We start from the raw sequence: 19,898 nt of genomic DNA on the forward strand, positions 1-19,898 counted from the left end.
GTACCACCTTTCTTGAGGTTATTCAAAAAGTTGCTTAAGTCGTCGTCATTTTTCTAAATACTAGATGACCAATCCAACGCGCAAACCCATTAAATAGCAAGATAGCCAATAATAAAAGTGCGGACGCACCACTTGAAATGGCTACTGCATCAGGCATAATTCCTTCTCCATTGATTTTCCAAATATGCACAGCTAGCGTTTCTGCTGGCCTTAATGGATTGAGTGGAGATGTAGCCGAGAATGGATTCCAATTGGAAAAGTCAAGTTGCGGTGTACTCATTCCTGCCGTGTAAATCAGTGCGGCTGCTTCTCCAAAAACCCGTCCTGCAACAAGAATGATCCCTGTAATCAAGCCTGGTAAAGCTGCTGGTAAAATAATCGTTGTGATTGTCTCCCATTTAGAGACCCCTAGTGCTAATCCCGCTTTTCTTTGTTCTTCCGATACATTTTGCAACGAATCTTCTACTACTCGAACCATTAGCGGTAAGTTAAATACGGTTAATACACATGCCCCTGACAAAATTGAGAAGCCCCAGCCCATATAAATGACGAAGAACAGAAAACCAAAAAGTCCTACAACGATAGATGGGAGAGAGGATAAAACTTCAATCATTGACCGGATTAGGTCTGTCACTTTATTTTTAGGAGCGTATTCCGATAGATAAATCCCAGCACCCAAAGAAATCGGAATTGTCATTATGATTGTTAAAACTAATAAATAGAAGGAATTAAATATTTGTGGGCCAATCCCTCCACCCTCTTCAAAAATTTGCGGTGAAGACGTGATAAATTCCCAACCTAGTTTAGGTATACCTTGGATAAAGATGTAACTAAATAAACCAATAAGAAGCCCAAGAATGAGAAAAGCAATCCCGTAAAAGAAGATTGTTGCCAATCGGTCTATTCGTTTCGCATTCATGCCCTTCGCTCCTTTCTACCAATCCATCGAACAAGAATAATAAATAGAAATGACATCATTAATAAGACTAGAGCTAAAGACCAAAGAGCATTATTTTCCGCCTGCCCCAATACGGTGTAGCCCATTCCCATTGTTAAAATACTTGTGAGTGTAGAAGCTGGTTCCATTAGTGATGTCGGCATAACAGGTGAATTCCCTATTACCATTTGTACAGCTAATGCTTCCCCAAAGGCACGAGCCATTCCGAAAATAACGGCTGTCAATAGTCCAGATTTAGCTGTTTTTAGAATCACTCGATAGATCGTTTGCCAACGTGTCGCACCTAATGAATAGGACGCTTCTCGTAATGAACGAGGAACTGAAGCAATCGCATCAATGGATAAACTTGTAATTGTCGGTAAAATCATTACAGACAGAACAATTGTACCGGCTGCAATTCCAAAGCCACTGCCTGAAAAGGACTCTCTCAATAACGGAACCACTACGGAAAGACCAATGAAACCATAAACAACTGAAGGTATCCCTACTAATAGCTCCATAACAGGTTGCAATACCTTTTTTCCAAAGCGGGGCGAAATTTCCGTCATAAACACTGCTGCTCCAAACGCAATCGGCGTACAAATGAGCGCGGAGAGAAGTGTGACAATAAAGGAGCCAGTGATCAATGGTAGCGCACCGATAATCGGTTTCCCCATTTCGCTTAATGTTCCTGGATTCCACTTTAAACCTGTGAAAAATTCTACAATACTCCCTTTATTAAAAAGGAAGATAGAGACTCCTTTTGAGACAACAAGGGCTAAAATCATAACCGTCAGTAAAATAGTGATTCCTACTGCAATAAAAGTAATCCCTTTGCCCATCTTCTCTAATCGCATTTTCTTATTCGGCTTCGTGATATCCATATATATTTCACTTTCTGCTTTAGCCATGATGATCAACTCCTTTAAGCATTGTTTGATTAGAGAGGTTCAACCCTTTAATAAAATTCAAGAAGATAGAGGCATATAGTGTGTCAATAGCCTCTATAAAAAAGCGCAAGCGCCTTGCCGCAGCGCCGGACAAGCTTATTATGAGTCTCTCCGAACTAGGCGCTGAAGCTAGGCCCTATCCCAATGTTTAATAATTCCTTAGCTTGCAAGTTTATTTTATTGTTTGGTTACCACACCATTCGCATCGCGATCAACTTTCATGCTTGTTACTGGCAGGTAATCCATTTTCGGAAGCAATTTAGTTTGCACCTCGTCTGTAAGCATATAATCAATGAACTCTTTCGTAATATCTACGGCTTCACCATTCGTATACATATGTTGGTAGGCCCAGATTTTCCATGTATCTGTTTCTACATTTTCAGCAGTTGGCTCAGCACCATCTATTTTTAGAGCTTGGATTGATTCGTCGATATAAGAGAAAGCTAGATAACTAATAGCACCCGGAGTTTCACTAACAATCTTTCGAACCGTACCTGATGAATCTTGTTCTTGTGCTTCAATCGGCTCTTGTCCATTTAAACCAAAAGTTTCAAATGTAGCTCTTGTTCCTGAACCTTGGGCTCGATTGACAACAATAATTTCTTGATCAGCGCCACCAAGTTCTTTCCAATTTTTTACTTTTCCTGTAAATATATCAATCAACTGGTCTTGGGTAATATCTTCCACTCCAACCTCTGAATGGACAACAGGTGCCATACCAACTACTGCCACTTTATAGTCCGTTAGTTTATCAGCTGGAATTCCCTCTTTTTCTTCTGCGAATACATCAGAGTTTCCAATATCAACGGCACCTTCACTAATCTTACTTAGCCCAGTTCCACTTCCTCCACCTTGTACATTGACTGTCACCTCAGGGTGTTGTTGCATAAATTGCTGAGCAGCCGCTTCAACTAAAGGTTGCATTGCACTCGATCCAACTACAGTAATGGAACCTGCTAGTTCATCACTCTCTGTTGAATTCTCTTGATTTGTTTCTGAACTAGTTTTACTAGTTTCTGATGCAGAATTTTGAGAACCTGCCTCGGTATTACTACATGCTGCTAGAATCATAGTAAACATGAAGAGACATGCAACATATGCGATCCATTTCTTTTTCATGAGTGAGCCACCCTTTTCTATTTGTTTTGCAATCCTTGATTGCTTATCTATACAGTAAACTATCTCTTTTAAGCGCCCATAAATAGTTTGTGAAGTTTATGTAAAGCTTTGTTTGGAATTTGTAAACACGAAAAGCAGATTGCAGTTGTTTAGGGGTGACAAGCAAATATTTTGGAAACTGGAAGTGTTTTTTCCTTCCAGAATTCCAGGTTATTTGACCTCGAGCCACTGCCTGTAGCTAGACAAAAAGGCGATAATTGAGTCGATGTTGACTTATCGTAAGAAAAAGCCGAAATGTTTGCTGTATAGAGCATCATTTTATGATTTCCATAAAGAAAAAAGGGGATGTAAAATGATAGCATTATCATTATTTACAGTGGCTAAGCTTATATTTTCCATATAAAAAAAACTCGCTTATGATAGCGAGGTTTCAGACTGTAGATAAACACCATGAATTTTGGTGTTTGCCTACAGTCTTTTTCCTTTTAAAATAGAGATAAAGCTAGAAAGGCTGATTTCCGCTGCGGGCGGACGCTTTCCGCGGGCACGGCTTCAGCCGCTTCCCTCGCTGCGCTCAGTCCAGGGTCTTCAGCTCGCGCTGTTCCCGCTGGAGTCGCCGCTCTCCACTCCAATCAACGGTGTTTCCTATTAACTGAATAAGGTGATGGATATGATGACGAAGAATCAAATTAATGAACGCGAACAGCTGGAAATGCTGACAATATAGCAGTTGGTTCCTCAAGAGCATCTGGTGCGCAAACTGGATGCGACTATTGATTTCTCCTTTATCTATCCATTAGTCGGGGATCTTTACTCAACCATTGGGAGACCCAGCATAGATCCTGTCGTACTGATCAAGATGACATTCATTCAGTATACCTTTGGCATCCATTCCATGGGCCAGACAATCAAGGAAATTGAAACAAATGTGGCATATCGCTGCTTCCTTGGCTTTCATACAGGGGTTCCTCACTTTTCCACGTTCGGAAAAAACTATGTGCGTCGATTTGCAGATACAGACCTATTCGAGCAGATCTTCAATAAAGTTCTAAACGAGGTGACAAACCGCGGGCTCCTCAGCCCCGACCATGTCTTTATTGATTCGACCCATGTGAAAGCCAGCGCGAATAAAAGAAAGTTTGAGAAGAAGGTTGTTCGTAAAGAGACGATTGAGCGTGTCTTTGCCGATGCAAAAGAAAGGCATGGCATGTGATGGACAACCCTTAGGGGACTTAAAAAAATGTCCATGCAGACGATGCTGACTTTTGCAGCTCTAAATCTTAAGAAGCTGGCCAGCTGGACATGGAAAACGCCAACCATGGCGTAATAGAAACCATAAGGAGAGCATTTATGGTCTTTTTCATAGAATGATCCTGTATGAATAGCAAAAGGGTTGGAAATCATTTTGATTTCCAACCCTTTTGTCTACACTCTGAAACCTCGCTCATGATAGCGAGGTTTTATCATTTGTTTCATGTGTCTTTGGTAATGCAACAATAAAGGTTGTTCCTTTTCCTTCTTCACTTTTCACTTCGATTTTCCCATGATGGGATTCCGTTAAATGCTTTACAATCGCTAGCCCAAGACCAGTGCCACCTGAACGACGAGAACGGGCTTTTTCTACACGATAAAAACGTTCAAATATTCTCGGTAGTTCAGACGCAGGGATACCTATTCCTGTATCAGAAATACTAAGCTTTACCTGGTCGTTCTCCTCCCAAAGCTCCACGCAAATTTTTCCTCCTTCTGGTGTATAGGCGATCGCATTTGAGAGAAGATTTAAGACAATTTGGTGGATTCTATCTTTCTCTCCTTCCAGCCATATATCATTCGTCTGTTCAGGGAGATTGAGAGTTAAATTTTTCTTTTTCGCTTCTTTCTGAATCGTATTGGCTATATTTAACACAGCTTCTGTCATATTCATTTGCTCTAATTTCAAAGGAATATGATGCTGTTCAATTCTAGATAAATACAATAGTTCACTAATTAATCGATGGAGTCGCTCACTCTCCCGATAAATAATACTAAGAAACTCACGGCAGATAGCTTCATCATGCATCGCTCCATCTAATAATGTCTCAGCAAAGCCTTTTACTGATGTAATCGGCGTTTTCAACTCATGTGAGACATTAGCAACGAAATCCGTTCTCATCTTTTCTAATCTGCGCACTTCAGTGACATCATGTAAAACAGCGATAATTCCCTTTCGTTCCTGATTTTCGCGAACATATGGTGCAAGATGGACATCCATAATCCGTTCCCTCGGATAAAAAAAGGTGATTTCTTTTCTTAATTCTTGTCCAGTTTTTAAACATTCAGCCATCAAGGAACTGAATTCTAAGTTTCGGCTAGCATCCATATGCATTTTCCCTGTAAATGATTGTGGATCTTCTCCGAAAAATTGCGCCATCGCCTTATTTGCTAATAAAATTCTACCACGCATATCAACTAACAACACGCCGCTCGTCATATTCGCTAATACACCTGAAAGCTGTTGCTCATTTTCTTGAATAGTTTCCATTTGATTTTTCAAACTTGAGGCCAGCATATTAATAGATGTTGCTAATTGTCCTAATTCACCTCTAGGTTGTTGATTGACTCTGGCGGAAAAGTCTTTATCCTTTAGTCTTGCCGAAACACCAATCATTTCCTCAATCGGTTTAGAAATGCTTTTAGCCAGTCTCATCCCAATTAAACCAGTAAGAATAAAAACAGATAACAAAGAAATACTAATACTAATCCATAATTTGCGTAAAGCTAGGTCAATTTTCTTCAGGGAATAAGCCACTCTAATGACTCCAGCTGCCTCGTCTCCTTCAATCACAGGAACAGCCACATACATCATATGGAAACCAAGTGTTTTGCTAAAGCGAATGGAAAGTCCCGAAGATGCTTGCTTTTCCAGTACCTCTTTTACTTCTGGCCGATTTGCATGATTTTCCATCTCCGCCGGCGCATCCTCTGAATCAGCTAACACATTTCCTGCTTCGTCCAAAACGGTTACTCTTGATTGGATCGAGTTAGCCACAAGATCCATCTCATCCTGAAGTTCTCGAGGATTAGATAGCAAATTTTCCCTCTCAATCACATTCAACACCAATTTTGATGTTTGTAGTAAATGTGTTTCTTTTAAATCATAATATGTATCTTTCATCATCCTTGATAAAAACAAGCCAGAAAGGACTAATAAAACTGAAATCAAAATTAAAAAGGAAGATGTAATCCGCACCCATAATTTATGCATCACGGTTGCCCCAATTTATAACCGAATCCTCGAACTGTTTTAATATACAGTGGTTGCTTCGTATCTTTTTCAATTTTTTCACGTAAATGGCTAATATGAACATCCACAATCCGTGAATCTCCAACAAATTCATAATTCCAAACGGCATCCAGTAATTGATGGCGATTAAGCACTTTGCCTTGGTGATTAGCTAAATATAAAAGTAATTCAAACTCCTTTGGAGTCAAATCAAGTTTCTCACCAGCAAGTTCAGCCTCATATTGATCAGGATAAATATTAAGATCGCCAATCCGGATCGTTTCTGCCTCCTGCTTAGGTGTATCTGGAGTTTCATTCATTTGTGAGCGTCTTAAAATCGCCTTTACTCTTGCAATGACTTCACGAGGACTAAATGGCTTAGTTAAATAATCATCTGCACCGAGTTCGAGTCCTAATACTTTATCAAATTCATCGTCCTTAGCTGTAAGCATTAAAATAGGTGTTTTTAGTTTTTCCTGGCGAAGGGTTTTACAGACATCCATGCCGTCCATTCCAGGGAGCATTAAATCTAGAATAATTAAGCTAGGATCCTCTTCCATTGCTTTCTGTAGTCCTGTATTTCCATCTCCTGCAGTAATCACTGCAAAGCCTGCCTTTTCTAAATTAAATTGTAATAATGTTACGATAGAAGGCTCATCATCAATCACAAGAACTTTCTCCATTTCATTCTTCCCCCTTTATAAGGTTGTTAAAAAAGTCCGATAAAAATGACACGTCAAGCTGGAGGAGCTTCGATTAAATGCCGTTACGTCCTAGGTCGAACGCCGAATTTAGCATAACACACGCAAGTCCATCTCAAATTTTCGATGCATAAGACGTGCACATGTCGAACGTTCGCGATTGACGTCAGCTTCTTTAAGCGACTTGGTCCTTTTTAGCTTCCTTTTTTAACAGGCATTTCATGTAAAAAGAAGACTGTCTCGTTTATTTTTTGAGACAGCCCTATGGATCTTATGATTTTAATGTACGTTTTTCAATCAAAACAGTCAAGCTTATTAATGTAACAAGCACGGTTGCCCCCATATCAGATAGGATGGCAATCCATAGAGTGAGTAAGCCTGGAATGGTGAGGAGCAAGGCGATTAATTTTAGCCCAAGTGCTAAACCAATATTAAGTTTAATAATTGCATTGACTTTTTTGCCAACTTTAATGGCTGATGGAAGTTTACCTAGATGATCTTGCATAAGAACAACATCTGCCGTTTCAATCGCACTATCAGTTCCTTTTCCCATCGCAATGCCTAAATTAGCGGTGGCCAAAGCAGGAGCATCATTAATTCCATCCCCAACCATGGCGGTAAGACCATCACTAGTTAATTCTTTAATCTTTTCAACCTTTTGATCTGGCAATAATCCTGCATGAAAATCCGTGAGACCAATACTTTTTGCGACTTTTTCAGCTGTTTGTTGATGATCCCCTGTTAACATCGTCGTTCTTTTAATCCCTGCTTTATATAACTCTTTGATAATTTCTTTACTTTCCGGGCGTACTTCATCGGTAACTCCAAAGAAACCTAATACCCTTTTTTGGTCGGAAACGGCTACTAATGTCAAACCTTCCGCTTTTAAGGTATCCAGATCATTTTGGATAGCTGTTGTAATAGCTGCAGATGGAATGCTTTTTTCATTTCCTAATGTATAGGTCAAACCATCAATAACAGCTTCCACCCCTTGACCGGCAATTGTTTCAACATGGGAAGGTTCCTGAACAGTAGCATTAAATTCTTCAACTTTTTTCATTACAGCTTTCGCTAATGGATGTGAAGAACTGTTTTCAATTGAGCCAGCAATCGATAGGAAATGATTCTTATCATAAACAATCATTTTCTCAACATGGGGTTCACCCTTAGTTAATGTCCCAGTTTTATCAAAAGCAATTGTATCTACTTTCCCTAATTGCTCAAGAAAGACACCACCTTTGATTAAAATACCATGTCTGGCATTTCGAGTGATCCCTGAAATTAAGGCAATCGGTGAAGATATGATTAATGCACAAGGACACCCAACTATTAATACGGCAAGGCCTTGATAAAACCACTCTCCCCAGTTTCCAGCAAAAAGTGGTGGCACAAGCATTACAATGGCTGCGATCACCATAATAGCCGGGGTGTAATATTTGGCAAACTGATTAATAAACTTTTCAGTTGGTGTTTTTGTTTCCTGTGCTTCTTCAACAAGATGGAGAATTTTAGCGAGGGAAGAGTCCTCGTAAGCCTTCGTAATTTCTACTCGAAGAACTCCCTCATTATTAATACTTCCACCAAAAACAGCTTCTCCTCCCTCTTTTTCAACAGGCATAGATTCACCGGTAATAGCTGCCTCATTCACAGAGCTTTTCCCGTCCTTAACAACACCATCAGAGGGGATTTTTGCGCCTGATTTAACGAGGACAACATCCCCTACTTGTAAAGCCGAAATAGGGACAATTTCTTCCCCATTGCCTCCAATCCGTATCGCTTCTTTCGGGGCAACTTCTAATAATGTTTCCATTGATTTGCGCGCTTTTTGCATGCCAAGGCCTTCTAAATATTCATTAATTCCAAACAAAATCGCTACTAATGTTCCTTCTTTCCACTCTCCAATGCCAAACGCCCCAATTAACGCAATCGTCATTAATGTATCAATATTAAACTTCAATGCAAAAAGATTCTTTAACCCTTTTACGAATGTTGTATAGCCACTTAGAGCAGCAGCCACAAGATATAGAATAACGGCAACCCAGTTATAGCCAATATGTTCGACGATCATGGCGCTGACAAATATTAAAACCGAAATCCCAATTAATAACATTAGATGTTGAATAGAATTATGGGCATGGGCATGATCATGATCGTGTCCATCACTTGCTTCCTGCTTAATAAGGGCGGCTCCATCACTTGCTAATATCTTTTCTACCTTTTGCAGTTCGATCTCATCTGAAACGATTAGTTTACTGGAGTTAAAAAGGAGCCTTGCATCCTTCCCATGTTCCAACTTTTGGATATCTTCTTCCATCTCCCTCGCACAGTTGGCACAAGACAATCCCTTTAATTTATATTCTGCCATTTTAAATCAACCCTTTTCGTTCTAAAATGCATGCTCAAAAAGGAGAATAAAAAGGACCAAGTCGGCGACTATGCTGACGTTAAACGTGAACACCCCTCTAATGTACATCCTGTAAAGTTTCAGGTGGCGCTAAGAATGTTTCCCTGAATTCGTATCGCATAATGGAAAGTGGATTTCCTTTCATGTGATACGAACTTGCGCGTGTGTGATGACTTCGACGTTCGCCACAGGACATGTCGGCATTTAGTTACAGATCCTTTATCTCACAATGTCATTATTACCGAACTGTTTGAACATCTACTCTTAGGTATGTCTAGCATGATCAATGGTTTGTTCCAACACATTCATCACATGTTCATCATCATGTGAATAATAAAATGTCGTTCCTTCTCGTCTATATTTAACAAGTCGTAGATTTTTCAAAAAACGCAATTGATGTGATACAGTTGATTGCAAAAGTGATAACTTTTCCGCAATTTGGTTAACTGAGTATTCTCGCTCAGCTAATAGATGTAAAATGCGGATCCTTGTTGGCTCTGATAAAGCTTTAAAGGTCTGTGAAACGATGAAGAGTGTCTCCTCATCTAATTCATCTGGAGTAGATAGTTTTTGCTGATTTTCCATTATTTACTCTCCCTCTCCTATATATGCATATATATTCATACATTAACCTCATTATATTTCATTCTTTAGTTTTGTCAACAATTTCTAAAAAGGATTTGTGACAATATGCAGAAAACTGTGCCGTTTGTTTTAGAGAGTGCCTTTGTCCAATTGAAAATAAGAAGGAGATTTGCTATATTTGTATTATAGGCCTGTAAGTTACAGGTCATAAAGGCATTATGACGTACAGCAAGTACTTATGTAAGGGAAGCGACACGACATCGTGTTTTAACCTTGCTAGCAGAATGTTGTACATATTTAGCCTTTGATTCTTATTTAATCAGTGGAGATTTCCCAATGATTGAATTCTCACTTTATCATAAGATACTATATTAAAGGTGGTTTTTTTACATGTCCTACGTTATCACGGCACCATGCATAGGAGAAAAATTCGGCGAATGTGTCGAAGTTTGCCCTGTCGATTGTATTCTAGAGGGGGATGAGATGTTTTTCATCGATCCTGACCTTTGTATAGACTGTGGAGCTTGTCAAGCTGTTTGTCCTGTCGAAGCTATTTATCATGAGGAAGACCTTCTTCCTGAAGATGAAAAATACTTCGATAAAGCAAAAGAATTCTTTGCAGCTGCTGAGTAATTCCCTTTTAGAAAAAGGTGGACTTGCCTAAGTCCACCTTTTTTCTATTAATAGGAAGGAACAACCGCCTAAGCATTATTATTTTTGCCCCTACCATTCATTAGACCTTTATCGAACGCTCTTATCCTTTTGTTGCTTGTATGACAATATAACCAATATTATCTGCATACTCGATTAATAAAAGACTTTGTTCCACTAATATTTCCTCCACCTCTTCACTATATATGACTGTCCCAGCATTATCCACGATTTTTTCTTCATTTGTATAGTCCGATAATTCTTCAGCCATCTTTCTATCTTCAACAACGGTAAGGTTTTGAAATCCTACATTTTTTAACTTCGTTAACCATCCTTCTTTCGTTAAAATTTCCTGGATTTGATACAGGCTGTTAAATTTACTCAGCTCAGCAGGCTCGAATGGCTCCTGCAAACACATTTCATTACAAATGAAAATGCCGTCTTTTTTGAGAACCCTTTTTACCTCATATAGCGATTGGGCCAGCTTTGTAAAAGCGAGTACAGATTCCGATAAAATCAAATCAAATTGTTCATCCGCAAACGGAAGCTTTTCGATATCTGCTTCAACAATCTCGATTGGTAAAGCTTGTACGTCTGGATGTTGCCGAAAATTTTCGATCATCTTAGGATGCTTGTCAACCGCAACAACATGACATCCTATTGTTTCGGCCAAATATAAAGATGTTTGCCCCATTCCGCAACCTATATCAAGCACTTTCATCTCCTTTTTTAACTTTACATCCTTAAGTAACTTTTTAGTCAAATAAAAACCACCTGGATGGGCTCCTTTAACTCTTCCCTTTGCTAATGCATCATGATAATCGAATGTCATTTTTTTCATCCCTCCTATACATATTTTTAAGATAGGATATGATAATTGTTTTTGAACGTGAGATCATTATTTCCGCTTAACGACTGATTTGTTTGTCCATTCAAAAACTTAGAAAAGCACATAGTTTAATAAAGGATGGAGTAAAGACAAGGAGGTGTTCAGATTTGTCAGCGAATCATTATTATCATGCTTGTCGTGGTGGAGTTGGCCGTCCTGTTATGATTAGAACAAAAGATGGTCAGGTGCACCGGGGAATTATTGACCGAGTCTCACCAAATAGAGTTTATCTTCGACCTTTAGGCAGATCCAATTATGGAGGATATGGCTATGGCTGGGGATGGGGTTGGGGATTTGGCTTGGGAGTTGCCTTAGGCGCTATCGCTACCTTAGCTTTCATCCCTTTCTTTTAAAAGCCAAATGCAGTTTTTTATAAACCTCTATCCTTATAGAAAAAAGGCTGGGACATATCTAAAATGATAAGAAGCAAAGATGAACAATCTACTATTGCCCAAGAAGAAATATACGTAGACTTTGCCGGAGGTCGGCTAGTTGAGCGTCACGTCCTGTTACCAAAGCCGACTCTAGAACATCATGTTCATTGACCGGCTTAAGGATTAAAGATGTGAGGTTAAAACAGCGGCATCCTGCCGGCCGTATGAAAGCTTCGCCTGGACTAGTACGTCCTTTTACGTCGTAATACCTTTATGTCCAACATCATGTTGGCCTAAAGCTCACTAGCCGGCCGCGGAAAAGTAAAATATATTACACCAAGTCGTTCGTTTTTATGTGAAACACTTTGATTCCAGCTTTTTAAATCATTTTCTCTACTTTTCATACCCCTAAAGAGGGAAACTTTAAGCAGTATAGTCCTATCTGCTTAAAGTTTCCTCTATTTTCTATATTTTTGCCTATACACCTCCCTCAAACCTGAATAGGATAAAGCGAATCGGTTTTTAGAAAGGAGGATGGACATGTCTCACGAAAAGAAGCCAAAAGAAATCCATGTGGAAAACCTCGTTATTCACGCTAAGAATGTCGAGATTAAAGAAGAACACAGAACTAGACCCCCGCAAAGGGATCCTTGGGGTTTCTTCTGGGGAAGAAACCAGGAGGATACTGAAGAGGAATATTCAGAGGATAATGAGGATTAATTTATCAGACCTATATTTTACACTAAATGGAAAACTCGGTTATAAATAACGGCTAACGATAAAAAGCGAGAAGTCCTCAGACTTCCCGCTTTTCCTAGGTCATTCAATGGAACTTAATTCTTCGTTCTACGTAACAACAACATGAAGACTGTAATGAATGTGAAAGCAATAAGGGCTAGGAAAGGAATAGTGATGAAACCTAACCAATTAATATATTGGCCATTACAGGGAACTCCCCCAACACATGGTTTCACTGAAGCTAATCCAGGGACCTTCTGAATTAAGTAATGATAAAAAGAAACGCCCATGCCAATAATTGAAAATGGTAAAACATATTTTTTAATATTTTTATTCTGCTCAAATACGGCAATACCAATTATCACAACTAGAGGATACATCAGGATTCTTTGATACCAGCAAAACTCACAGGGGATAAACCCTTTAATCTCACTAAAATAGAGACTACCTAGTGTAGCAACTAACGATACAATCCAAGCAATATAAAGAATATAATCCTGAAAAGTTGATTTGGTATTTTTCATCCTTTTACTTCAATTCCTTTTCAATTAGTTTAGAAACAACTTTATAATCAAATGGATCGTTGACAAGAATACCATTAATAATGACAGTCGGAGTTGATTCAATATTATGCTTTATTCTCAACTGATTATCAAGGTTGACTTCTGGTGATTCTAATGGCTGCTCCTCTTTATACTTTTCAATCTCTTTGTCAAATTGATCTATATCTAAATTAACATCAGGTGCTGTTTCTTGAGCAATTTCTACTAATGTTTCATTTGTCACCCATTGTTCATCATGTTGTTCAGTTGTAGGCTGTGCTTGAAACAAAGCTTCATGGAATGCCCAGAAGTTTTCAGGATCTTGTTTGAAAACAGCCTCTGAAGCTAATGCTGCGCGAACAGATTCCTCTCCGTGGAATAGAACATTGATATAAGAAAGTTTCGCTTTTCCAGTGTCAATATAATCCTTCTCAAGTTCAGGTAATACTCTCTCTGACCATGCTTTACAAGCAGGGCATTTATAATCACCAAATTCCACAATTGAAACTGGTGCATCCTCCTCACCCATCGTAGGTTGATTTTCAATCACTGGGTGGTCTACGATGACATTCTCCTGATCTGCTTGGTTAATTTGTTTGTTCAAAATAACAATAGCAATAACGGCAACTACCACGATCGCGATCGTAATAATCATTAACTTTTTATTATTCATTCGGCATCTCTCCAGGTATTTTCTAGTAGAGATAATCTCTGCTCTTTCATTCCATGTCCTATGCTAGGTTTCTCCTATATAAGTTTGAAATAAAACGGAGATTTCTCAGTAAAAAGTCCCCTACCAATGAGCTACCAGTGAAAAGAGGGATGCTCACTGATTAGACTAATATCATTTTCCTTTGTTTATCCTACCATACCTCTGGAAGGTAGGTAAACTGTCATCTCAGTAGAAAATGGTGTCTTATTAGTGAACATTTTCTATTTAAAATTACGGATGAATTAGTTAATATTGATGTATCAGGTCATTGCTTATTGCTACGCTATTATTCCTAAATCACCTTATTAGATTGACTTACTTCATGATTTTCTATGAAAAGAATCCCTAATTCATGATGATCTCCCTCATATAAGGCACCTTGGACAATTCGGATCTCATTATTATTATCAAATACTTCTAATTTACAATATGCGCGATTTTTCGAAAGAGCATGATACATTTCGTCCTGATTATTTACTTCCACTTTATTACATGTTTGAATAATTTCTCCTGTTTTCAGTCCCATTTTATCCGCTGGAGAGTTTGGTAATACATCTAAAACCATGACACCCGAATTTCTTGGAGCAAAATAATATGGATTGTTGTTTTCCCTTACGCGATGGCGATAAGCAAGCCAAATTCTTCCTATAAGAGCAAGTACCGAGGTCATAATCGCTGCATAAATAGGTAAAAGAAGACTACTCATAATACTTACTGCTAAAACAAGCAAACCGAGGAGCAATACATTTTTCCCCATTCTTTTTACAGCCGCTTCTGCTAGTTCAGTCTGAATTTGCTGTTGAAAACCAAGTAAAAATGGCAATAACACTAAAGAATAACCCTCTTGGCCAAATGAAATGACTGGCCACCAATCGAATGGCAGGCTCAACACCCCTGAAGGAAGAAAAAGAAAAGTAGGAAGCAGCCAAAATCTTTTTGTTTGTAAAGCACCTACTGTTAACCCTCTGCGGCTTGTCCGCAATTTAGGTGAGACATCCTGTACCCCATTGTTTATCATCAGAAACCCTTCCGCAACCAGTAATAGCCCTAACATAACAGTAGCGCCAAGCAAATAATTCGAGTCCATCTGGTCAAGGAAGTCCCATTCAAAGGAAAATAGAGAAAAAGAGCTTAATAGTAACAAAGGTATGCCAACGGTGAAAGCCGCTGATAGCAATCTAGCATTCCCAATTACGGTTAATACAATCGTGACAACGGCTAAAATCACTAATAGTTTTAGCGGGATTGTCAAGCCCAACACAATGGATACAATCGATAGAACAATTCCAACAAGTATACCCGCAGGGAATAAATGGCGAAGTTCTAGATAAATAGTATGTACTCTTACATGAAAATCATGGCGTTCTCGTTTTATTCTCCAAAAACCTGCCAATAGCACCCAGATCATTGAGAAATAGAAAACAGGATGAAGCAACATTCTTCCTAACCCTTTCACAATCTCTACGGTCCATTCCAAGTCCCTCCACATCCCTTCTGAACGTTAATATATCTTTTATTTTACCAGACATTAGCAGAAATAGAACAAAAATATGGCTAGACAACTTAATTTTTCAAGAATGTCTAACCTCCTCTTTTGTTTTGCGTATTCGAATGTGTATGGGTAATAATTATTAAGAGGACTCTCAAGCTATGAATAGCTGAGAATCCTCTGGGACAGTGTCATTTACAAATGCAGAAACTTTGGTCAATCCTGAGAAAGTAAGGCGATAACCCGTTAATTTTAATTGAACTAAAAAATCTTCCAATTACCATGATTGTCATTCAGCAAACAAAGATTGCTCGTTTGCTTTATTAAAAAATCAGTTGTTTTTTTGTAAAGATTTGAGTGCTACCTGCAACTGAATATCATTTTTCTCATCTTTGATAAAATCGGCAATTTTGCCTTCTAATTTCGCTACTGTCTTTTCATCTATTTCACCTGTGATAGGAAGTTCCTCAATTGATTGGAAGGCTCTAACCGCTTTCTCTGTTTGTTCATCAAAATAACCATCTATTCGCCCTGGAGAAAAACCTAATCCCTTCAACATCTCTTGGGCAAACTTAATATTTTCATCATTCATATTTAATTTTAACGGTTCCTTGTACTCGATTGCATGGGCATTAAAATAGGCTGGTTGTTGAACCTCAATCGTAGGATCGATCCCTTTACCATGGATCCAGTTTCCATCAGGTGTAAGCCATTTTGCCATCGTTAATTTTAAATTGCCGCCAGCTTCCAATGGAATTGGTTGTTGCACCGTTCCCTTTCCAAAGGTCTTTGTCCCAATCAAAGTTGTGCCATTGATTTCATTTAACGCCGCTACTAAAATTTCTGAAGCTGAAGCACTTCCCTCATCGATCAATACAGTAATCGGGTAGCCTTTTTCCTTTTCCAATTCCGAATAATAGGTTTGCTTTTTACCTGAGCGCTCTTCGATTTGAACATAAGGTTTTTCCCCTGTCACTAATTGAGCTAGAATCTCTTGAACACTGATTAACATTCCACCCGGATTGCCACGGACATCAATCACAAGTCCTTCAATATTTTCCGCTTCCAGCTCCTTTAATTCTGCCTCAAAGTCTTTTGCTGTTCCTTCAGCAAAAGAAGTGATTTCCACATAGCCAAATTTCTTTCCACCACTTTCTTTTAGCTCAGAGAAAACAGTCAAAATCGGAACTTCATCTCTGACAATTTCATAATTGAGTGATTTAGATACACCGCTTCTCATAATATCCAATGTCACTGCTGTCCCTTTTTTCCCACGAATTTTACTCGATGCCTCATACAAATCCAAACCATCAACCGAATCCCCATCAATTTTAATAATTTGATCCTTTGCTTTGAGACCTGCCTTTTCAGCAGGAGAGTTTTTTATAGGGGAAATAATGACCAGTTTGCCTTCTTGAATGGCAATTTGAGCACCGATTCCATTAAAGCTGGAATCCATACTCTCATTAAATCTTTCTGCGGTCTCTTCATCCATATACACCGAATAGGGATCTTGTAATGTAGCAACCATTCCTTGAATGGCTCCTTGAATTAATTTCTTCGTATCCACTTCTTCGACATAAGCATGCTGGATTAAATCATAGGCCTCTGCTACTTTTTCCATAGTTGGTAGTATTTGCACTGTTCCTGATTCCTGATTACTTTGTGGATCTTGCCAATTCGGGAAAATCCACATCATACTAGCATATATACCGCCCGCTCCCAAAAGAAAAGAACAAACGGAAATGATTACCAGCCATCTTTTTTTCATATTTTTCCTCCTCACCGCAATTAGGGCAACAGGATGTTGGTCAAAACGGCGAAGTCATGCGGACGTGGCGACTTCAGCCGTTTATCCCTTTGATTTCCTTTTGAACATCCTCCATAAATCCTATGCGATGAGGGGACAAGTTATAACTAGAGTTAGTTAACTTAAAACAGCAGCTTTACTGTCTTGGAAAATATGAATAAAGTCTTCTAACATAGCACTTGCTGTAGGTTTACTACCAGCTCCTGGTCCTTGAATCATAATCGCTCCAGCCAATGATGTTTCTAGCACAACCGCATTATCCACACCTTCTACAGAATAAAGGGGATGTTGCTCATCGACTATGATAGGGCGGACAGTTGCCTGAATACGATCTCCTACTTTTTCCAACTCCGCAATATGCTTATAACGGCCATCAGAATGGTAAATCTTATCTTCCGGAACACTTGCTATCCCTTTTAGTTCAACTGTATTCCACTCTGGTTGCTCCCCATAAATCAACTGACTTAAGATCATGATTTTATAAAAAGCATCTATTCCCTCGACATCATTTGTTGGATCAGCCTCCGCAAAACCAAGGGATTGGGCTGTTTTTAAAACTTTTGCAAACGGAAGTTGCTTTTTCCTCATTTCAGTTAAAATAAAATTAGAAGTTCCATTGAGCAATGCTTGAACGCGCCCTATTTTATTAAGTTGTAATTGTTGCTGAATGGTACGGATAACTGGAACACCTGCTGCAACGGTTGCCTCAAAACCAATTTGAACATCATTTTCCAAAGCCTTTTCCAGTAAAGCCTCACCATGCTTAGCAAACATTTCCTTATTCGCTGTAATGATATGGCATCCATACTCGATAGCTTCATCTAGGTAGCGATTAGTCGGCTCTGCTCCAACAATCGATTCAAAGATTACATCGAGATCAGGAATCGCTAAAATTTCTTGAATATTATTTGTCACTAAGACATCTTTCTCCACTTCACGCTCTTTATCTGTATCTTGGATCAGTACAGCTACCACTTGGACTTTGGCGCCGACAAGTTCTTTCAATTTTTCTTGTTGATTACGGATAACCTCGTAAACACCAGCTCCCACAGTACCAAGACCCAATAGTGCCGCTTTAATGATTGGCATTTTTATCTCCCCCATTCATGGATGTCATTAAGAAAAGCGCATGCTCCCGTTTAGCCGACGTACAAACTTGGATAAAAAGGTTCAAAGGCGAAATACGCGATGTCTTGTCGCTTCATCTACAGTACATCCTGTAAGTCGCAACGCCTTTGTGACCAGCATCCTGTTGACTTACGCAAGCAGGCACCGAAAGTTTGCTAGTCGCTGGGCACTGGAGCTAGATCCAGTATTAGCCAAAATTTATACTTTCCTATTTTGTAAAAAAGGAGACTGAAACGCATAGCGCCCAGTCCCCCTAGATTGTTTGTCCTTACTTCACAGACACTATTTCTACAGCTTTGTCGATTGCTTGACCAAGATCAGCTATAATATCCTCGACTGCCTCAAGACCTACGGAAACGCGAATTAATTCTTCGGTTACTCCTACAAGTTTTAACTCCTCTGCACTCAATTGTTGATGAGTTGTTGAGGCAGGGTGGATAATTAATGATTTTGCATCCCCGACATTCGCAACATGGGACCATAATTTCACATGATCAATCGTTTGCCTTCCAGCTTCTCTTCCACCTTTAATACCAAAAACAATGATCGAGCCTGCACCTTTAGGGAAATATTTATGTGCTAATTCATATGATGGGTGATTTTCTAATCCAGGATAAGATACCCACTCAATCGCATCATGATTCACTAAAAATTCCGCTACAGCTTTGGCATTTTCTATATGTTTATCAATTCTTAAATGAAGAGTTTCTAGACCCTGCAATAATTGGAAAGCATTATCTGGGCTTAAGCATGGTCCAAAATCACGTAATAATTGTACACGCAATTTAGTAGCAAAAGCCGCATTCGGTACATCGATACCATAACGAAGCCCATGATATGTCTCATCAGGTTCGACAAAGTCAGGAAATTTTTCATTATCCCAATCAAATTTTCCAGCATCGACTACAACTCCACCGATTACCGTTCCATGGCCACCAATCCATTTTGTTGCAGAATGGACAACAATATCTGCTCCCCAATCAATCGGCTTGCAAAGATATGGTGTTGCAAAGGTGCTATCAACAATAAGTGGGATCTCATTTTCATGGGCGATGTTCGCAACAGCTTCCACATCCAATATATGCAAGCTTGGATTCCCAATTATTTCTCCAAAAAGGGCTTTTGTTTTAGGTGTGATCGCTTTGCGGAAATTTTCAGGATCTTTTGGATCTACGAACTTCACATTAATTCCGTATTTAGGCAAAGTCACTGCAAATAGATTATATGTGCCTCCATATAGATCTGTTGCAGCAACAATTTCATCCCCCGCACGGGTAATATTCAAAATTGAAAAGGCAATGGCAGCCATTCCAGAGGATAGTCCAACTGCGGCTGTTCCTCCTTCCAGTAAAGCCACTCTTTTTTCAAACACATCAACCGTTGGATTTGTAATCCGTGTATAAATATTTCCCGGCACTTCTAATCCAAATACTTTTTGCGCATATTCTGAATCCTTAAATACATAAGATGTTGTTCTATGTATCGGAACAGCTCGTGCCCCTGTTTCATCTGGCTCTTGTCCCCCGTGCAATAATAAAGTTTCTGGTTTATATTGTTCTTCTGACATATTCTTTCGTCCTCCCCAATTGTTTACTCTATCGCTGTAT

Annotated in this window: 18 protein-coding genes and 1 pseudogene; 5 read left to right on the forward strand and 14 right to left on the reverse strand. The window is 39.1% G+C overall.

The genetic code is table 11. The features are described 5' to 3' along the window. Nucleotides 1–34 precede the first annotated feature (34 nt). From pstA to J2Z23_RS01030, 3 genes are all read right to left on the reverse strand, one after another. Entirely contained in the window at nucleotides 35–919 is an 885-nt protein-coding gene (gene pstA, locus J2Z23_RS01020) for a phosphate ABC transporter permease PstA (RefSeq protein WP_057984002.1), read from the reverse strand. Next, entirely contained in the window at nucleotides 916–1,848 is a 933-nt protein-coding gene (gene pstC, locus J2Z23_RS01025) for a phosphate ABC transporter permease subunit PstC (RefSeq protein ID WP_057984000.1), read from the reverse strand. Before pstC ends, pstA begins: the two co-directional genes overlap by 4 nt. Nucleotides 1,849–2,064: 216 nt before the next feature. Beyond that, nucleotides 2,065–3,006, reverse strand: a complete 942-nt coding sequence (locus J2Z23_RS01030; protein ID WP_057983998.1) for a phosphate ABC transporter substrate-binding protein — start codon at nucleotides 3,004–3,006, stop codon at nucleotides 2,065–2,067. A gap of 730 nt (nucleotides 3,007–3,736) precedes the next feature. Between J2Z23_RS01030 and J2Z23_RS01035 the strand changes: the two are divergent. Continuing rightward, nucleotides 3,737–4,174 (forward strand): annotated as a pseudogene (locus tag J2Z23_RS01035) (transposase); the annotation flags it as partial. A gap of 276 nt (nucleotides 4,175–4,450) precedes the next feature. Here J2Z23_RS01035 and pnpS read toward each other — a convergent pair. From pnpS to J2Z23_RS01055, 4 genes are all read right to left on the reverse strand, one after another. Beyond that, nucleotides 4,451–6,250, reverse strand: coding sequence for a two-component system histidine kinase PnpS (pnpS, locus tag J2Z23_RS01040; protein ID WP_209972983.1), 1,800 nt, complete (start codon nucleotides 6,248–6,250; stop codon nucleotides 4,451–4,453). Next, a complete protein-coding gene (locus J2Z23_RS01045) occupies nucleotides 6,250–6,951 on the reverse strand; it encodes a response regulator transcription factor (RefSeq protein WP_057983993.1) in 702 nt (233 codons plus the stop codon). The genes pnpS and J2Z23_RS01045 overlap by 1 nt, the downstream gene beginning before the upstream one ends. Nucleotides 6,952–7,240: 289 nt before the next feature. Further along, the gene (locus tag J2Z23_RS01050) at nucleotides 7,241–9,334 is read right to left on the reverse strand and encodes a heavy metal translocating P-type ATPase (protein ID WP_209972985.1); all 2,094 of its coding nucleotides are present in this window, start codon (nucleotides 9,332–9,334) and stop codon (nucleotides 7,241–7,243) included. Nucleotides 9,335–9,637: 303 nt separating this feature from the next. Next, nucleotides 9,638–9,958, reverse strand: a complete 321-nt coding sequence (locus J2Z23_RS01055; protein WP_057983991.1) for an ArsR/SmtB family transcription factor — start codon at nucleotides 9,956–9,958, stop codon at nucleotides 9,638–9,640. A 390-nt stretch (nucleotides 9,959–10,348) separates the two neighbouring features. Between J2Z23_RS01055 and J2Z23_RS01060 the strand changes: the two genes are divergently transcribed. Beyond that, entirely contained in the window at nucleotides 10,349–10,591 is a 243-nt protein-coding gene (locus J2Z23_RS01060; RefSeq protein ID WP_057983990.1) for an indolepyruvate ferredoxin oxidoreductase subunit alpha, read from the forward strand. 121 nt (nucleotides 10,592–10,712) lie between these two features. On the opposite strand, the gene J2Z23_RS01065 is transcribed toward J2Z23_RS01060, so the two are convergent. Beyond that, nucleotides 10,713–11,441, reverse strand: coding sequence for a class I SAM-dependent methyltransferase (locus tag J2Z23_RS01065; protein ID WP_209972987.1), 729 nt, complete (start codon nucleotides 11,439–11,441; stop codon nucleotides 10,713–10,715). Between the two features lie 218 nt (nucleotides 11,442–11,659). On the opposite strand from J2Z23_RS01065, the gene J2Z23_RS01070 reads away from it, so the two are divergent. From J2Z23_RS01070 to J2Z23_RS01075, 3 genes are all read left to right on the forward strand, one after another. Beyond that, on the forward strand, nucleotides 11,660–11,851 hold the full coding sequence (locus tag J2Z23_RS01070) for a hypothetical protein (protein ID WP_209973102.1): 192 nt from the start codon (nucleotides 11,660–11,662) through the stop codon (nucleotides 11,849–11,851). Between the two features lie 63 nt (nucleotides 11,852–11,914). Continuing rightward, nucleotides 11,915–12,043 (forward strand): hypothetical protein, encoded by a 129-nt coding sequence (locus J2Z23_RS22515; protein ID WP_274380134.1) that lies wholly within the window; start codon nucleotides 11,915–11,917, stop codon nucleotides 12,041–12,043. Nucleotides 12,044–12,412: 369 nt separating this feature from the next. Further along, a complete protein-coding gene (locus J2Z23_RS01075; protein ID WP_209972989.1) occupies nucleotides 12,413–12,592 on the forward strand; it encodes a hypothetical protein in 180 nt (59 codons plus the stop codon). Between the two features lie 113 nt (nucleotides 12,593–12,705). Here the strand turns inward: J2Z23_RS01075 and J2Z23_RS01080 are convergent, their stop codons facing one another. The 6 genes from J2Z23_RS01080 to J2Z23_RS01105 form a co-directional block, all read right to left on the reverse strand. Next, nucleotides 12,706–13,134 carry a disulfide oxidoreductase gene (locus J2Z23_RS01080; protein ID WP_064468638.1) on the reverse strand — a complete coding sequence of 143 codons (429 nt, stop codon included), beginning with the start codon at nucleotides 13,132–13,134 and terminating at the stop codon, nucleotides 12,706–12,708. 4 nt (nucleotides 13,135–13,138) lie between these two features. Continuing rightward, entirely contained in the window at nucleotides 13,139–13,825 is a 687-nt protein-coding gene (locus J2Z23_RS01085; protein WP_209972991.1) for a DsbA family protein, read from the reverse strand. 331 nt (nucleotides 13,826–14,156) lie between these two features. After that, entirely contained in the window at nucleotides 14,157–15,341 is a 1,185-nt protein-coding gene (locus tag J2Z23_RS01090) for a PDZ domain-containing protein (RefSeq protein ID WP_238482549.1), read from the reverse strand. 343 nt (nucleotides 15,342–15,684) lie between these two features. Further along, a complete protein-coding gene (locus J2Z23_RS01095; RefSeq protein WP_209972995.1) occupies nucleotides 15,685–17,124 on the reverse strand; it encodes a S41 family peptidase in 1,440 nt (479 codons plus the stop codon). Between the two features lie 156 nt (nucleotides 17,125–17,280). After that, nucleotides 17,281–18,252 (reverse strand): homoserine dehydrogenase, encoded by a 972-nt coding sequence (locus tag J2Z23_RS01100; protein WP_209972996.1) that lies wholly within the window; start codon nucleotides 18,250–18,252, stop codon nucleotides 17,281–17,283. 307 nt (nucleotides 18,253–18,559) lie between these two features. Continuing rightward, entirely contained in the window at nucleotides 18,560–19,858 is a 1,299-nt protein-coding gene (locus J2Z23_RS01105) for an O-acetylhomoserine aminocarboxypropyltransferase/cysteine synthase family protein (RefSeq protein WP_064468643.1), read from the reverse strand. Between the last annotated feature and the right edge of the window lie 40 nt (nucleotides 19,859–19,898).

Source organism: Lederbergia galactosidilytica (assembly GCF_017873565.1).
Lineage (GTDB): Bacteria > Bacillota > Bacilli > Bacillales > Bacillaceae_C > Lederbergia > Lederbergia galactosidilytica.

What these genes read in the sequence shown, in the direction of transcription:
- pstA (WP_057984002.1), bottom strand. Translation starts at nt 919, where the DNA reads ATGAATGCGAAACGAATAGACCGATTGGCAACAATCTTCTTTTACGGG.
- pstC (WP_057984000.1), bottom strand. Translation starts at nt 1,848, where the DNA reads ATGGCTAAAGCAGAAAGTGAAATATATATGGATATCACGAAGCCGAAT.
- J2Z23_RS01030 (WP_057983998.1), bottom strand. Translation starts at nt 3,006, where the DNA reads ATGAAAAAGAAATGGATCGCATATGTTGCATGTCTCTTCATGTTTACT.
- pnpS (WP_209972983.1), bottom strand. Translation starts at nt 6,250, where the DNA reads ATGCATAAATTATGGGTGCGGATTACATCTTCCTTTTTAATTTTGATT.
- J2Z23_RS01045 (WP_057983993.1), bottom strand. Translation starts at nt 6,951, where the DNA reads ATGGAGAAAGTTCTTGTGATTGATGATGAGCCTTCTATCGTAACATTA.
- J2Z23_RS01050 (WP_209972985.1), bottom strand. Translation starts at nt 9,334, where the DNA reads ATGGCAGAATATAAATTAAAGGGATTGTCTTGTGCCAACTGTGCGAGG.
- J2Z23_RS01055 (WP_057983991.1), bottom strand. Translation starts at nt 9,958, where the DNA reads ATGGAAAATCAGCAAAAACTATCTACTCCAGATGAATTAGATGAGGAG.
- J2Z23_RS01060 (WP_057983990.1), top strand. Translation starts at nt 10,349, where the DNA reads ATGTCCTACGTTATCACGGCACCATGCATAGGAGAAAAATTCGGCGAA.
- J2Z23_RS01065 (WP_209972987.1), bottom strand. Translation starts at nt 11,441, where the DNA reads ATGACATTCGATTATCATGATGCATTAGCAAAGGGAAGAGTTAAAGGA.
- J2Z23_RS01070 (WP_209973102.1), top strand. Translation starts at nt 11,660, where the DNA reads ATGATTAGAACAAAAGATGGTCAGGTGCACCGGGGAATTATTGACCGA.
- J2Z23_RS22515 (WP_274380134.1), top strand. Translation starts at nt 11,915, where the DNA reads ATGATAAGAAGCAAAGATGAACAATCTACTATTGCCCAAGAAGAAATA.
- J2Z23_RS01075 (WP_209972989.1), top strand. Translation starts at nt 12,413, where the DNA reads ATGTCTCACGAAAAGAAGCCAAAAGAAATCCATGTGGAAAACCTCGTT.
- J2Z23_RS01080 (WP_064468638.1), bottom strand. Translation starts at nt 13,134, where the DNA reads ATGAAAAATACCAAATCAACTTTTCAGGATTATATTCTTTATATTGCT.
- J2Z23_RS01085 (WP_209972991.1), bottom strand. Translation starts at nt 13,825, where the DNA reads ATGAATAATAAAAAGTTAATGATTATTACGATCGCGATCGTGGTAGTT.
- J2Z23_RS01095 (WP_209972995.1), bottom strand. Translation starts at nt 17,124, where the DNA reads ATGAAAAAAAGATGGCTGGTAATCATTTCCGTTTGTTCTTTTCTTTTG.
- J2Z23_RS01100 (WP_209972996.1), bottom strand. Translation starts at nt 18,252, where the DNA reads ATGCCAATCATTAAAGCGGCACTATTGGGTCTTGGTACTGTGGGAGCT.
- J2Z23_RS01105 (WP_064468643.1), bottom strand. Translation starts at nt 19,858, where the DNA reads ATGTCAGAAGAACAATATAAACCAGAAACTTTATTATTGCACGGGGGA.